The organism is Ideonella dechloratans, from assembly GCF_021049305.1.
Classification (GTDB): domain Bacteria; phylum Pseudomonadota; class Gammaproteobacteria; order Burkholderiales; family Burkholderiaceae_C; genus Ideonella; species Ideonella dechloratans.
This window is the reverse complement of the sequence record NZ_CP088081.1, coordinates 1,168,831-1,181,526: the sequence shown is the minus strand read 5'-3', so window position 1 is coordinate 1,181,526 and position 12,696 is coordinate 1,168,831. Positions and strand designations below refer to the sequence as shown.

General features: G+C 69.9%; 13 protein-coding genes. 1 reads left to right on the top strand and 12 read right to left on the bottom strand.

What is annotated here, in order from left to right; translation table 11 throughout:
• Positions 1–28 precede the first annotated feature (28 nt).
• From LRM40_RS05530 to LRM40_RS05515, 4 genes are read right to left on the bottom strand one after another with little or no spacing between them, the layout of a single operon-like run.
• Positions 29–1,096: a S49 family peptidase gene (locus LRM40_RS05530; RefSeq protein ID WP_151123473.1), complete on the bottom strand. Its 1,068-nt coding sequence runs from the start codon at positions 1,094–1,096 to the stop codon at positions 29–31.
• 54 nt (positions 1,097–1,150) lie between these two features.
• Positions 1,151–1,555, bottom strand: coding sequence for a Rieske (2Fe-2S) protein (locus tag LRM40_RS05525; protein WP_151123472.1), 405 nt, complete (start codon positions 1,553–1,555; stop codon positions 1,151–1,153).
• Positions 1,556–1,561: 6 nt separating this feature from the next.
• Positions 1,562–2,224, bottom strand: coding sequence for an HAD-IA family hydrolase (locus LRM40_RS05520; protein WP_151123471.1), 663 nt, complete (start codon positions 2,222–2,224; stop codon positions 1,562–1,564).
• 9 nt (positions 2,225–2,233) lie between these two features.
• Entirely contained in the window at positions 2,234–3,193 is a 960-nt protein-coding gene (locus LRM40_RS05515; RefSeq protein ID WP_151123470.1) for an RluA family pseudouridine synthase, read from the bottom strand.
• Positions 3,194–4,023: 830 nt separating this feature from the next.
• On the opposite strand from LRM40_RS05515, the gene LRM40_RS05510 reads away from it, so the two are divergent.
• Positions 4,024–6,843 (top strand): Rne/Rng family ribonuclease, encoded by a 2,820-nt coding sequence (locus LRM40_RS05510; protein WP_151123469.1) that lies wholly within the window; start codon positions 4,024–4,026, stop codon positions 6,841–6,843.
• 74 nt (positions 6,844–6,917) lie between these two features.
• On the opposite strand, the gene LRM40_RS05505 is transcribed toward LRM40_RS05510, so the two are convergent.
• The 8 genes from LRM40_RS05505 to LRM40_RS05470 all read right to left on the bottom strand — a co-directional run bounded on the left by LRM40_RS05505 (position 6,918) and on the right by LRM40_RS05470 (position 12,692).
• Positions 6,918–7,406 (bottom strand): c-type cytochrome, encoded by a 489-nt coding sequence (locus LRM40_RS05505; RefSeq protein ID WP_170288824.1) that lies wholly within the window; start codon positions 7,404–7,406, stop codon positions 6,918–6,920.
• Positions 7,407–7,438: 32 nt separating this feature from the next.
• Positions 7,439–8,503: a beta-N-acetylhexosaminidase gene (gene nagZ / locus LRM40_RS05500; RefSeq protein ID WP_151123467.1), complete on the bottom strand. Its 1,065-nt coding sequence runs from the start codon at positions 8,501–8,503 to the stop codon at positions 7,439–7,441.
• Positions 8,500–8,919, bottom strand: a complete 420-nt coding sequence (acpS, locus tag LRM40_RS05495) for a holo-ACP synthase (RefSeq protein ID WP_151123466.1) — start codon at positions 8,917–8,919, stop codon at positions 8,500–8,502. Before acpS ends, nagZ begins: the two co-directional genes overlap by 4 nt.
• Before the next feature lie 3 nt (positions 8,920–8,922).
• On the bottom strand, positions 8,923–9,714 hold the full coding sequence (locus tag LRM40_RS05490) for a pyridoxine 5'-phosphate synthase (RefSeq protein ID WP_151123465.1): 792 nt from the start codon (positions 9,712–9,714) through the stop codon (positions 8,923–8,925).
• On the bottom strand, positions 9,711–10,514 hold the full coding sequence (gene recO, locus LRM40_RS05485; RefSeq protein WP_151123464.1) for a DNA repair protein RecO: 804 nt from the start codon (positions 10,512–10,514) through the stop codon (positions 9,711–9,713). Before recO ends, LRM40_RS05490 begins: the two co-directional genes overlap by 4 nt.
• 31 nt (positions 10,515–10,545) lie before the next feature.
• Entirely contained in the window at positions 10,546–11,484 is a 939-nt protein-coding gene (gene era, locus LRM40_RS05480; RefSeq protein WP_151123463.1) for a GTPase Era, read from the bottom strand.
• A 98-nt stretch (positions 11,485–11,582) separates the two neighbouring features.
• The gene (gene rnc, locus LRM40_RS05475; RefSeq protein ID WP_151123462.1) at positions 11,583–12,293 is read right to left on the bottom strand and encodes a ribonuclease III; all 711 of its coding nucleotides are present in this window, start codon (positions 12,291–12,293) and stop codon (positions 11,583–11,585) included.
• A 12-nt stretch (positions 12,294–12,305) separates the two neighbouring features.
• Positions 12,306–12,692 carry a DUF4845 domain-containing protein gene (locus LRM40_RS05470; protein WP_151123461.1) on the bottom strand — a complete coding sequence of 129 codons (387 nt, stop codon included), beginning with the start codon at positions 12,690–12,692 and terminating at the stop codon, positions 12,306–12,308.
• Positions 12,693–12,696 lie beyond the last annotated feature (4 nt).

Here is a 12,696-nt window from a genome sequence, read left to right as displayed (position 1 = left end):
GACCGGCCCCACCCGGGGCAGCAGCCCCTCAACGCAGCGGACCGATGGCGCGCATGGCGTGGACGACGCCTTCGCCGATCGACGCGCCGAAGCGCTTGGCCAGGCGTTCGGCCACGTTTTCCTGCGGGGTGTAGTCGATGACGTCCTCGGCCTTGACCACCTCGCGGGCCACGTAGTCCAGGTTGCCGTAATGGTCGGCCAGCCCCTGGTTCACGGCCTCCTCGCCGTTCCAGAACAGGCCCGAGAAGGTGTCGTCATTGAGCTTCAGGCGGTCCCCCCGACCATGCTTGACCACGGTGATGAACTGCTGGTGGATCTGTTCCAGCATGGCCTCAGCGTAGGCCTTCTGCTTCTCGTCCACCGGCGAGAACGGGTCCAGCATGCCCTTGTTGGCACCGGCGGTCAGCAGACGGCGCTCCACGCCAAGCTTGTCCATCAGGCCGGTGAAGCCGAAGCCGTCCATCAGCACGCCGATGGAGCCGACGATGCTGGCCTTGTCGACGTAGATCTCGTCGGCGTTGGCGGCCATGTAATAGGCCGCCGAGGCGCACATCTCTTCGCAGACGGCATAGAGCTTCTTGTTCGGATGCAGCTTGCGCAGGCGCTGGATCTCGTCGCTGACGATGCCGGCCTGCACCGGGCTGCCGCCCGGCGAGTTGAAGCGCATCACGATGCCCTTGGCCGAATCATCCTCGTAGGCCGACTTGAGCGAGGCGACGATGTTCTCGGCGCTGGCTTCGCTCTGCTCGGCGATCTCGCCGCGCACCTCGATCAGCGCGGTGTGCGGGCCCGACGGTGCGGCCGGGTGCACGCCATGCTGGGTGAACACCGCCCAGGCCACGGCCAGCACCAGGCCGAACCAGGCCAGCCGGAAGCCGATGCGCCAGCGGCGTTCGCTGCGGCGCTGGCGCAGCATCTCGGACCCGAACTGCTGCAGCAGGGTCTCCAGCCCGGCCAGGCGCTGGGCCTCGGGCGATGGCGCGGCGGCAGGCGCCGTGGCGGGGGCCGCCGACTCCGGGGCCGGTGAGGGCGAAGAGCTCAGCGGAGAGTCGTACGGACCCAGGGGATCCGGCGTGGACGGTTCGTTCGACGACATGGTGTTGGGGTTGATGAGCAGAAAACCGGCACGCCGCAGGCGGCCGGAACGGGTTCAGGACAAGGTCGGCGCGGGGGGGGGCGGGGCGGGTCGGACATCGGCATCGGGCCACCACCAGACCTGCCCGCCCTCTTCCTCCACCCGCAAGGCCCGCAGGCGCTGCCCCCGGCCGGGGCCGGCAATGCAATAGCCGTCTGAGGGCTCGAAGGTGGCGCCATGCAGGGCACAGACGATCCAGCGCTTTTGCGTGTCCAGGAAACGGCCGGGCTGCCAGTCCATCTCGGCGGCCACATGCACGCAGCGGTTCAGGTAGCCGACCACCCGGCCTTCGAAGCGCAGGGCGAAGGCGCGGGCCGGCCGGCCCCAGAGCAGCACGTCGAAGACCCAGGCATCGCCCCGCTCGACCAGCGCCTGGCTGGCACACAGCGCGATGCGGGGGAACGCGGCCGGCTCGGTCATGGTCGGTCAGGCATTGTCGAGCAGCCAGGCGTGCAGCTCGGGCGTGGAATGGGCCACGAACAGGGGATTCAGTGGCGCGAAGGCCGCCGGGTCGTGGGCCCCGAAGCTGACCCCCACCGACGCGGTGCGGGCGTTGCGGGCCATCTCCAGGTCATGGGTGGTGTCGCCGATCATCAGCGTGCGCTCGGGCGGCACGCCGAACTCGGCCATCAGTTCCTCCAGCATGCGCGGGTGCGGCTTGGAGAAGGTCTCGTCGGCGGTGCGGCTGGCGTCGAACACCCCTTTGAGCTCGGTGCTGGAGAGGGCCTCGTCCAGGCCGCGCCGGCTCTTGCCGGTGGCCACGGTCAGCCAGTGGTGGCGGTCCTTGAGCGCGGCCAGCATCTCCAGCGTGCCCTGGAACAGGCTGATCTCGTGCTGGGCGGCGAAGTAGTGGTGGCGGTAGCGCTGGCCCAGCTCCGGATAGCGCTCGGGCGGCAGGCCCGGCACCACCTTCTGCAGGGCCTCGTGCAGACCCAGGCCGATCACGTAGGCGGCCTCCTGGTCGCTGGGCACGGGCAGGTGCAGGTCCTGGGCGGCGCGCTGGATGCACCGCACGATCAGCGCGGTGGAATCGAACAGCGTGCCATCCCAGTCGAAGGCGATGAGGTCGAAGCGGCGGGAGCGGGTCATGGTCGGGAATCAGGCGGCCGTGGCCGGGGTCAGCTGGGCCAGCAGTGTCTCGCATTCCGGGGGCAAGGGGGCTTCCAGCTCGATGCGGGCCCCGCTGACCGGGTGGTCGAAGGCCAGTCGCCGGGCGTGCAGGAACATGCGGTCGAAGCGCGCACCCGCCACCGCCCGGCCGGCGGCCAGAGCCTTGTTGAGGGCGAAATCGCCGTACTTCTCGTCTCCGACGATGGGGTGGCCCTCGTGCGAGAGGTGGACGCGGATCTGGTGGGTGCGGCCGGTCTTGATGGTCACATCCAGCAGACTGAAGCCGGCATAGCGCGCCGCCACCCGCACCAGCGAGATGGAGCGCCGGCCGTCCTCGTCGTCGCCCGGCACGGCACGCACCCGGCGCTCGCCCTCGGCGGTCAGGTATTTGTGCAGGGCCACGTCGATGACCTTCTTGCGCGCCGGCCAGTCACCGATCACCAGGGCGGCGTAGGTCTTGCCCGTTTCGCGCTGGCGGAACTGGTCCTGCAGCGCGGTCAGGGCACTGCGCTTCTTGGCCAGCAGCAACAGGCCCGAGGTCTCCTTGTCCAGCCGGTGCACCAGCTCCAGGAACTTGGCCTGCGGCCGGGCCCGGCGCAGCTGTTCGATGACCCCGAAGCTGACCCCGCTGCCGCCGTGCACGGCCACGCCGGCCGGCTTGTCGATCACCAGCAACTGCTCGTCCTCGAACAGCACCGGGAACTCGCGGGCCGGCACAGCGGCCACGGCGGCCTCGTCCGGCGCCTCGGCCATCCGCACCGGCGGCACGCGCACCACCTGGCCCTCTTCCAGCCGGGTGTCGGCGCCGGCCCGGGCCTTGTCCACCCGCACCTCGCCGGAGCGGATGATGCGGTAGACATGGGTCTTGGGCACGCCCTTGAGTTCGCGCAGCAGGAAGTTGTCCAGGCGCTGGCCGACAGAGCGCTCGTCGACCGTGACGAGGCGCACGCTCGGCGTGGGTGGCACTGCCGGCAGGGCAGGCTGGGGCGCCGCGGCCCTTGCCGGTGCGGCCCCCTTGGCGGGAGTGGGCGCCAACTTTGAAGGCGTCCTGCGCGCGCCCGACCGGGGCGTCCCGGTGGTTTTCTCGGACGTGCTGCGACGGGCCGTGGCGGGCCTGTTTTTCGCCTTTATAATGGTCTGAGCCACGATTGAGCCCTAAGTGCTTGATTTTTCTGAGTTTACCTCGGGCACCCCGGGCGATATCGTGGAAAGGCGCGCAGAATTCTTGCGCGCCGCAAGGTGATGCAACGCCCGATTCCCCTGGAATGGCCGGTCCCGAAGTGATCGGCGGCCTCGGAAATCTGGCGGCAGAGAGACATGGAATGTGCCGCCCTGCCTTGGCAGGGGTCCATCAAAAGGTTTTCATCGGGCGCGATGACCAGACCGACCTTCGGTCCAGGATCGAGCCCGGCGTTCCGAGCGAACGAATCCGTTTTCCGCATGCTGTCGTTTCCTGATTGCTCCCGTTTGACAGGCCCCGGTGCTCCACCGGCGCGGCCTGCATGGGAGCGCGCGCCCACGGCCCCTGCCGTGCGCCCGGGATTCGCGCCATCCGGCAACCGGGGTTCCGACACCCGGGCGCACGCGCCAACGCTGTCCACCTGAGTCCGCCACGAGCGGCGCTTCGGACAGTCCAGGGCGATTCCTTCCACCGGCTTTTCCGTTTTCTCGTGCATCGTTCGAGGTGCCGGCTGGACTGTCCTCCTTTCCGATGACGTCCGGGCGTCGCCTCCATTTCGTGCGGCCGGCTTGCCGGGCGCACGTGGACAGGAGTGCACATGAAACGCATGCTGATCAACGCGACGCAGCCGGAAGAGCGGCGCCTCGCGATCGTCGATGGCCAGAAACTGCTCGACTTCGAGACCGAGATCGAGGGCCGCGAACAGCGCAAGGGCAACATCTACAAGGCCGTCGTCACCCGCGTCGAGCCGTCCCTGGAAGCCTGCTTCGTCGACTACGGCGAGGACCGCCACGGCTTCCTGCCCTTCAAGGAAATCTCGCGCCAGTATTTCAAGGAAGGCGTCTCGGTCAAGGACGCCAAGATCCAGGACGTGATCGCCAACGGCCAGGAACTCCTGGTCCAGGTCGAAAAGGAAGAGCGTGGCAACAAGGGCGCCGCCCTGACCACCTTCGTCTCGCTGGCCGGCCGCTACCTGGTGCTGATGCCCAACAACCCGCGTGGCGGTGGCGTGAGCCGCCGCATCGAGGGCGAGCAGCGTGAAGAGCTGAAGGAAAACCTCGACCAGCTCGAGTACCCCAAGGGCATGAGCCTGATCGCCCGCACCGCCGGCATCGGCCGCTCGGCCGCCGAGCTGCAGTGGGACCTGAACTACATGCTCAAGCTCTGGGACGCCATCGACACGGCGTCTAAGGCGGGCAAGGGCGCCTTCCTGATCTACCAGGAATCGTCGCTGGTGATCCGCGCGATCCGCGACTACTTCACCGCCGACATCGGCGAGATCCTGATCGACACCGACGACATCTACGATCAGGCCCAGCAGTTCATGAACCACGTGATGCCGGAATCGGCGCATCGCGTGAAGCGCTACCGGGATGACGCCCCGCTGTTCTCGCGCTTCCAGATCGAGCACCAGATCGAGACGGCCTTCAGCCGCACGGTGAACCTGCCCTCGGGCGGTGCCATCGTGATCGACCACACCGAGGCCCTGGTGGCCGTGGACGTGAACTCGGCGCGCGCCACCCGCGGCGGCGACATCGAGGAAACCGCCACCCGCACCAACCTGGAAGCCGCCGACGAAATCGCCCGCCAGTGCCGCCTGCGCGACCTGGGCGGCCTGATCGTGGTCGACTTCATCGACATGGAGGAGAGCAAGAACCGCCGCGACGTCGAGCAGCGTCTGAAGGACGCCCTGCGCTTCGACCGCGCCCGCGTGCAGTTCAGCTCCATCTCCAAGTTCGGCCTGCTGGAACTGAGCCGCCAGCGCCTGCGCCCGGCCCTGTCCGAAGGCAGCCACATCACCTGCCCGCGCTGCAACGGCACCGGCCACATCCGCGACACCGAATCCTCGGCGCTGCAGATCCTGCGCATCATCCAGGAAGAGGCCCTGAAGGAAAACACCGCCGCCGTGCATGTGCAGGTGCCGGTGGAAGTGACCTCCTTCCTGCTCAACGAGAAGCGCCAGGAGATCAGCAAGATCGAGCTCAAGCAGCGCATCACCGTGCTGCTGGTGCCCAACAAGCACCTGGACACGCCCAACTACAAGCTCGAGCGCCTGCGCCACGACGACCCGCGCCTGGAGAACCTGCAGGCCAGCTACACCATGGTGCAGGAGACCGACGAAGAGGTCTCCATCTCGCGCCGCGAGAAGGCCAAGCCCAAGCAAGAGCCGGTGATCAAGGGCGTGCTGCCCGACCAGCCGGCCCCCGTGGCGCCGCCGCCCGCGGCCCCCACGCCCGCTCCGGCTCCGGCCGCTGCAGCAGCCCCGGTGCCCGCCCCGGCGCCGGCCAGCGGTGGTGGCTTCTTCGGCTGGCTCAAGAAGCTGTTCGGCACCGAACCGGCGCCGGCACCCGTCGCCAAGGCCGAAGCCACCCCCACCCCGGCCGCCAAGACCGAGGGTGAGCGCGGCGGCCGCAGCGGCGGCAACCGCCGGGACCGTGGCGAACGCGGTGAACGCGGTGAGCGCGGCAACCGTGGTGAGGCCGGTGGCCGCAACGGCGGCCAGCGCGCCGAAGGCGGCCGCGGCGAAGGCGGCAACAAGCCGCGCCGCGAGGACAACCGCGGCGACCGGGCTGAGCGTGGGGAACGTGCCGAACGCGGAGACCGTGCCGAGCGCGGTGAACGTGGCGGCCGCGGTGAAGGCCGCCGCAACGCCCCCGAGCGCGTCGAGGCCCTGGACACCGGCGCGCAGGAACGCAAGCCGCGCACCGAGCTGGACGTGCCGGCCAACGCCCTGGCCGACAAGGTCGAGGGCGCGGAGGCCGAGGGCGCGCTGGCCGATGCCGAGCGCAACGGTGGCCGCCGCCGCCGCCGCCGTGGTGGCCGTGGCCGCGATGGCGAGCGCACCGAGGGCGAAATGAGCCAGGGCGCCGAGGGCGCGGTCGAGGGCGAAGCCCCGGCCGAAGCCACCGCCGCGGACCAGCTGACCGCTGCCGTTGAAGCGCCGGCCGGCGAGCCGGTCGAGGGCGAGCGCGAGGGCCGTGGCCGTCGCAACCGCCGCCCCCGCCGCGAGCAGACCGACACCCAGGAAGAAGGCAGCCAGGCCATCCCGGCCGCGCCGCTGGGTGAAGAGGCTGCTGCCGAGGCGCCGAGCGTGGAAGTGCACGAAGCCCCGGCCCCGGTCGAGGCGCCGGCCGCCGCTCCGGCCCCTGTTGCTGCCGCCCCGGTGGTGGTGCCGGCCTACACCCTGGCCCTGGACGAGCTCAACGCCATCGCGGCGGGCGCCGGCCTGAGCTGGGTGAACTCCGACGCCGAGAAGGTGCGCGTCGTTCAGGAGGCCATCGCCGCCGAGCCCCAGCCGGTCCATGTGCCGCGCGAGCGGCCGCCGGTGGTCGTGCTGGACGAAGGCCCGCTGGTGCTGGTCGAGACCCGCAAGGACCTCAGCCAGGTCACCCTGCCCTTCGACGCACCCCAGTCCTGAGCGCCACGGCGCCCCAATGAAAACGGCCCCGCGGGGCCGTTTTTTCATGCGCGCGCGAGGATCGCGGCCGGGGCTCAGGGCGTCGATGGCCGCCCCGGACCCACGGTGCCCTCGGCACGGGCCGACAGGTAAGCGTAGAGGTCGGCGATGTGGGCCGTGACCACCGGCTCGCCACCCCAGGCCGGCATGGTCAGCAGGCCCTGCCGGCCGGCCACCACCTCGTCCACCAGCGCGCTGCGGTCGGCCTGCTGCGGCGGCAGGCCCCAGTCGTAACGGTTGAGCACCAGACCGACGAAGCGGCGCTCACCCAGGGTGGCCACCCGCTCCAGCAGGTTGGGGCCCGCCCCCGCCAGGCCGGCCGCGTCGGCCCCGTGGCAGCTGGCACAGCGGGCCTGGAAGACCCGCCAGCCCCCGTAGACCGAGCCCTGGGGCTGGGCCGCCTTGGCCAGTTGACGGGCCGGCTCGCGGTTCTGCCATTCCACGGCGCAGCCGCCGAGCCAGGCCGCCGAGGCCAGGGCCAGCAGGGCGGCGCGCATCAGGGGGGAGCGCAGGTGCGGTTTCATGGGGTCTCCTCGGTGGTGTGACGCAAAAGGGTTCAGCCTTGCAGGCGTTCCAGGGCACGCTGGTAGACGGACGACATCATCAGCTCGTCCCAGGGCAGGGGTTCGGTCTGCGGCAGCAGGGCCAGGCGACGCTGCTCGGACAAGGGCTCCGGCGCCCATTGGCCCTCGCTCTGGGCCTGCATCAGGCCGTCGAGCAGTTCGTCCACCGGCCGGCCACCCTCCACCTGGGATTGGTTGCACAGCAGCACCAGGTCACAGCCGGCCTGCAACGCGGCCACGCCGGCCTCGGTGGCGCTGACCGACCGCCCTTCGATGAAGCGCGCGCCCTCCATGCTCAGGTCGTCGCTGAAGATGGCGCCCTCGAAGCCCAGCTGGTGGCGCAGGATGTCCTGCAGCCAGACCGGCGAGAAGCCGGCGGGCCGGGCATCGACCTTGGGGTAGATCACATGGGCCGGCATCACACTGGCCAGGGTCCCGCCCAACCAGCCGTAGGGCTGGGCGTCCTCGGCCAGGATGGCCTTGCGCGAGCGCTTGTCCACCGGCACAGCCACGTGGCTGTCGGCTTTGACGAAACCATGGCCGGGGAAGTGCTTGCCGCAGTTGGCCATGCCGGCCAGCAAGAGGCCATGCATCACGCTCTTGGCCAGCAGGGTCACCACCCGGGCATCGCGGTGGAAGGCTCGGTCGCCGATCACGCCGCTCTCGCCATGGTCCAGGTCCAGCACCGGGGTGAAGCTGAGGTCCACACCACAGGCGCGCAACTCGGCCGCCAGCACGAAGCCGGCCGCGGTGGCCGCTTCGGTGGCGCGCATCGCGTCCTGCATCCACAGCTCGCCATAGTGGCGCATCGGCGGCAGGTGGGTGAAGCCGTCGGTGCGCAGGCGCTGCACCCGGCCGCCCTCGTGGTCGATGCAGACCAGCAGGTCTTCGCGGATGGCCTTGACCTCGGCAATCAGCGCGGTGAGCTGGGCCCGGTGCTGCCAGTTGCGGGTGAAGAGGATCAGCCCACCGGTCAGCGGATGGGCCAGGCGGCGGCGGTCGTCGGCGGTCAGCGCGGCGCCGGCGATGTCGAGGATGACGGGACTGTGGTGGTTCATGGGGACAAGGACGCGGGCGCGTCGGCAGCGGTTTCGACGACGACGAAGCTGACCACGTAGTCGGTCTCGTCGCTGAGGGTGACATGGGCACGCCAGCCCCGGGCGGCGAACCAGTCGGCCAACTCACCCGAGAGGCGCACGAAGGGCTGGCCGCTGGGGTGGTTGAGGATTTCGCAGGCACGCCAGGTCATGGGCATGTGCATGCCCAGCCCGATGGCCTTGGAGAAGGATTCCTTGGCGGAAAAGCGGGTGGCCAGATAGGCCAGGCCACGGCCCTCCTCCCGGGCGCGGCGGGCCTGGAAGACCTGCCATTCGGCCGGCCCCAGCACCTTCTGGGCGAAGCGGTCGCCCTTGCGGGCCAGCACCGCGGTGATGCGGCGCAGGTCGCAGATGTCGGTGCCGATGCCGACGACCATGGCTCAGGCCCGGGGCTGCACCTGGCGGATGCAGGCCAGGTAGGCCCGCACCGTGGCGTCGTAGCCCAGCTCCAGCGCATCGGCGATCAGGGCGTGGCCGATCGAGACCTCCAGCACGCCCGGCACCAGTTGCAGGAAGTCGGCCAGGTTGTCGCGGCTCAGGTCATGGCCGGCGTTCAGGCCCAGGCCTGCCGCCAGCGCGGCCTGACCGGCGGTCGCGAAACGGGCCCCGACCTCGTCCTGCCGGGGCGTGCCCCAGGCCGCCGCCCAGCTTTCGGTGTAGAGCTCGACCCGGTCGGCGCCGAGCGCCGCGGCATGGGCCATGGCCTCGGGCAGCGGATCCATGAAGAGGCTGACCCGCACGCCCAGCGCATGGCATTCGTCGATCAGCGGCTTCAGGACCGGGGCGTCGGCCGGCAGGTTCCAGCCGTGGTCGGAGGTGAACTGGCCGACGGTGTCGGGCACGAAGGTGGCCTGGTGGGGCCGCACCGCCCGGATGAAGTCCATCAGGTTGTGCAGGGGGTTGCCCTCGATGTTGTATTCCACCGCGGGCCAGGCCTTGAGCAGCTCGGCCAGTTCGTGCACGTCGCTGCCCCGGATGTGGCGCTCGTCCGGCCGCGGGTGCACGGTGATGCCCTGGGCACCGGCCTTGAGCACGATGTCGGCGGCCCGCGTCACGCTGGGAATGCCCAGGTGGCGGGTGTTGCGCAGCAGCGCGACCTTGTTGAGGTTGACCGACAGGGCGGTGCCGGCGCCGGTGTGCACACCGGCTTCGGGGGCGACAAGGGGGTTCATGGCGGGGGTGAGGTGGAGGCCAGGGGCGCAGGGGCGTCCATCAGCTGCTGCGCGTCGATCATCACGTCGCGCGTGCGCAGCCGGGGCGAACCCAAATGATAGTGAAGCAGGCCGCGCAGGGTCGTCTTGAGCGCGGGCAAGGCCTGGGCGCACAAGGCCTGCAGTTCGGCCAGCGCGCCATGGTCCAGGGCCTGCTGCAGGGCTGCCCAGCGGGCGCCGGGCAGCGCGGCCTCGCCCTGCTGCCAGGCCACCAGGCCCAGTTCGGGCCGCAGTTGGTAAGGTGCGTCGGCGGCCACGGCCAGGCCGGAGGCGGTCTGCTCGTCCAGTTGCGGCAGCAGGCCGATCTCGCGCAGCAGCACGATCTCGAAGGCCCGCAGCGCGGCCTGGGTCAGGGTGTCGTCGGCCGCGCCCAGCGCAGGCAGCGTGGCGGCGTAGGCATCGAACAGCAGCGGGTGCGGATCGTGCCGGGCCAGCAGCTTCATCAGCAGCTCATTCAGGTAGAAGCCGCTGAACAGGGCCGCGCCGCCCAGCATGGGCTGGCCACCGGCCCATTCAGCGCTGCGCAGGGTGAGGATGTCGGCCGTCTCGTCCTTGGCCGGACGGCTGGCCACCACCAGCAGGCGCTGGAAAGGCAGCAGCACCGGACGCAGCTGCGAGTAGGGCCGCTTGGCCCCCTTGGCCGCCACGGTGATGCGGCCCTGGTCGCGGCTGAAGAGGTCCAGGATCAGGCTGGACTCGCTCCAGTCGTAGCGGTGCAGCACATAGGCCGGCGCGGGGGCCGTGGCGCGACGGGAGGACATGCCGATGCGGTGGGAGCCGGGGCCGGCGCGCTCACTCGTAGCCGTAGCTGCGCAGGTGTTCCTCGGTGGCGGCCCAACCGGACCGCACCTTGACGAAGAGCTCCAGGAAGACCTTGGCCTCCATCAGGCGTTCCAGCTCCTGGCGGGCCTCGGTGCCGATGCGCTTGAGACGCTCGCCCTTCTCGCCAATGATCATGCCCTTGTGGGCGTCGCGCTCGACGACGATGGTGGCGGCGATGCGGCGCAAGGCGCCCTCCTCGTCCCACTTGTCGATCACGACGGTGGAGGTGTAGGGCAGCTCATCGCCGGTCAGGCGGAAGAGCTTCTCGCGGATGATCTCGCTGGCCAGGAACTTCTCGCTGCGGTCGGTCAGCGCGTCCTCGTCATAGAACCATTCCTGCTGGGGCAGGTAGGGCTTGAGGATGGCAAAGAGCCGGTCCACATCGGCCTGCTTCTGGGCCGACATGGGCACAAATTCGCTGAAGGCGTGGCGCTCCTGCATGCTCTTGAGCCAGGGCAGCAGATCGGCCCGGCGCTGCACGGTGTCCAGCTTGTTGGCGATCAGCACGCAGGGTTTGCCCTCAGGGATCAGCGCCAGCACCTTGGCGTCGTCCATGCCGAAGCGGCCGGCCTCCACCAGGAACAGCACGATGTCCACGTCCGACAGGGTGGACTGCACCGTGCGGTTGAGGGTGCGGTTGAGCGGGTTGGCGTGCTTGACCTGGAAGCCCGGGGTGTCCACGAAGACGAACTGCGCCTCGTCCACCGTGCGCACGCCGGTGATGCGGTGGCGGGTGGTCTGCGCCTTCTTCGAGGTGATGCTGATCTTCTGCCCCACCAGGGCGTTCATCAGGGTGGACTTGCCCACGTTGGGACGGCCGACGATGGCGATCAGGCCACAGCGGGTGGGCTGGCCATCGACTTCGGAGGGCGGCAGGGAAAAGGGCTGGTCGGGTTCCACGTGGGTCATTGTGCGGCGAAAAGGGTGGTTGCGGGCCGCGCATTGGCGCCACCCACGGGATCAAGCGATCCGGCAGGCCCGTGCAGGGCCGCCGGCGAAAAGAGAGGTCAGTCGCGCGCGCCCGGGCGCCCGCCGTCCTCGGCTTGCAGGAGCGCCAGCATCTTCTGGGCGGCCTCCTGTTCGGCGGCACGGCGGGAGCGCCCTTCGCCGGTCTGGGCCTTGCCCAGGCTGGGCACGGCGCATTCGACCTCGAAGGTCTGAGCGTGGGCCTGCCCCCGGGTGGCCACAATGCGGTAGGACGGGACCGGCAGCCGCCGGCCCTGCAGCCATTCCTGCAGTTCGGTCTTGGCGTCCTTGCGCCAGCTCTCCGCCGTCGTGGAGGTGATCACCTCGCCGAAGAGCTGCTGGACCAGGCCCTGTGCCGCCTCCAGCCCACCGTCCAGGTAGACGGCACCGATGACGGCCTCCATGGCGTCGGCCAGGATGGACGCGCGCTGGGCCCCACCGCCCTTGGCCTCGCCCTCGGACATGCGCAGCACCTCGGGCAGGTGCAACTGCAGGGCGGCCTTGTGCAGGCTGTCCTCGCGCACCAGGTGGGCCCGCACGCGGGTCAGGTCCCCTTCGTCGGAATCGCCGAAGCGGTCGAACAGCAGGCGCGACACGGCCAGGCTGAGCACCGCGTCGCCCAGGAATTCCAGGCGCTCGTTGTGCTCCGCACCATAGCTGCGGTGGGTCAGCGCACGTCGCAGCAGCTCGGGCCGCTGGAAGCGGTGGCCCAGGCGCTGCTGCAGCAGCTCGTCACGTCCCGACACCGTCATCTGCGCCGTTCCTCAGCGGTTGCCGCCGCGGTACTTGATGAGCAGGAAGACCGGCGAGAAAAGCTCGATCTCCTTGTCATAGGCGAAGCTGATCTTCACGCGGTCGCCGCTGGTGTCGATCTCCAGATCGTTCGGGCCGATGGAGCTGATCGAGTACTCGATGTCCTGCTGGGCCTGGAAGGCCTTGCGGATCTCCGGCACGGTGGACACGCCCGAGTCGGCGATCTTCTGCACCGCCCGCTGGATGGTGAAGTACTCGTTGAGGGTGGGAAACACCTTCATCACGAGCACCGCGCACATCCCGATCAGCACGGCCCAGAACAGCATGCCCAGCATCGACAGACCGCGTTGGCGGCCTGCGGCAGTGACAGAACGGTCGGACCAGGTGCGGATCGCCATGGGG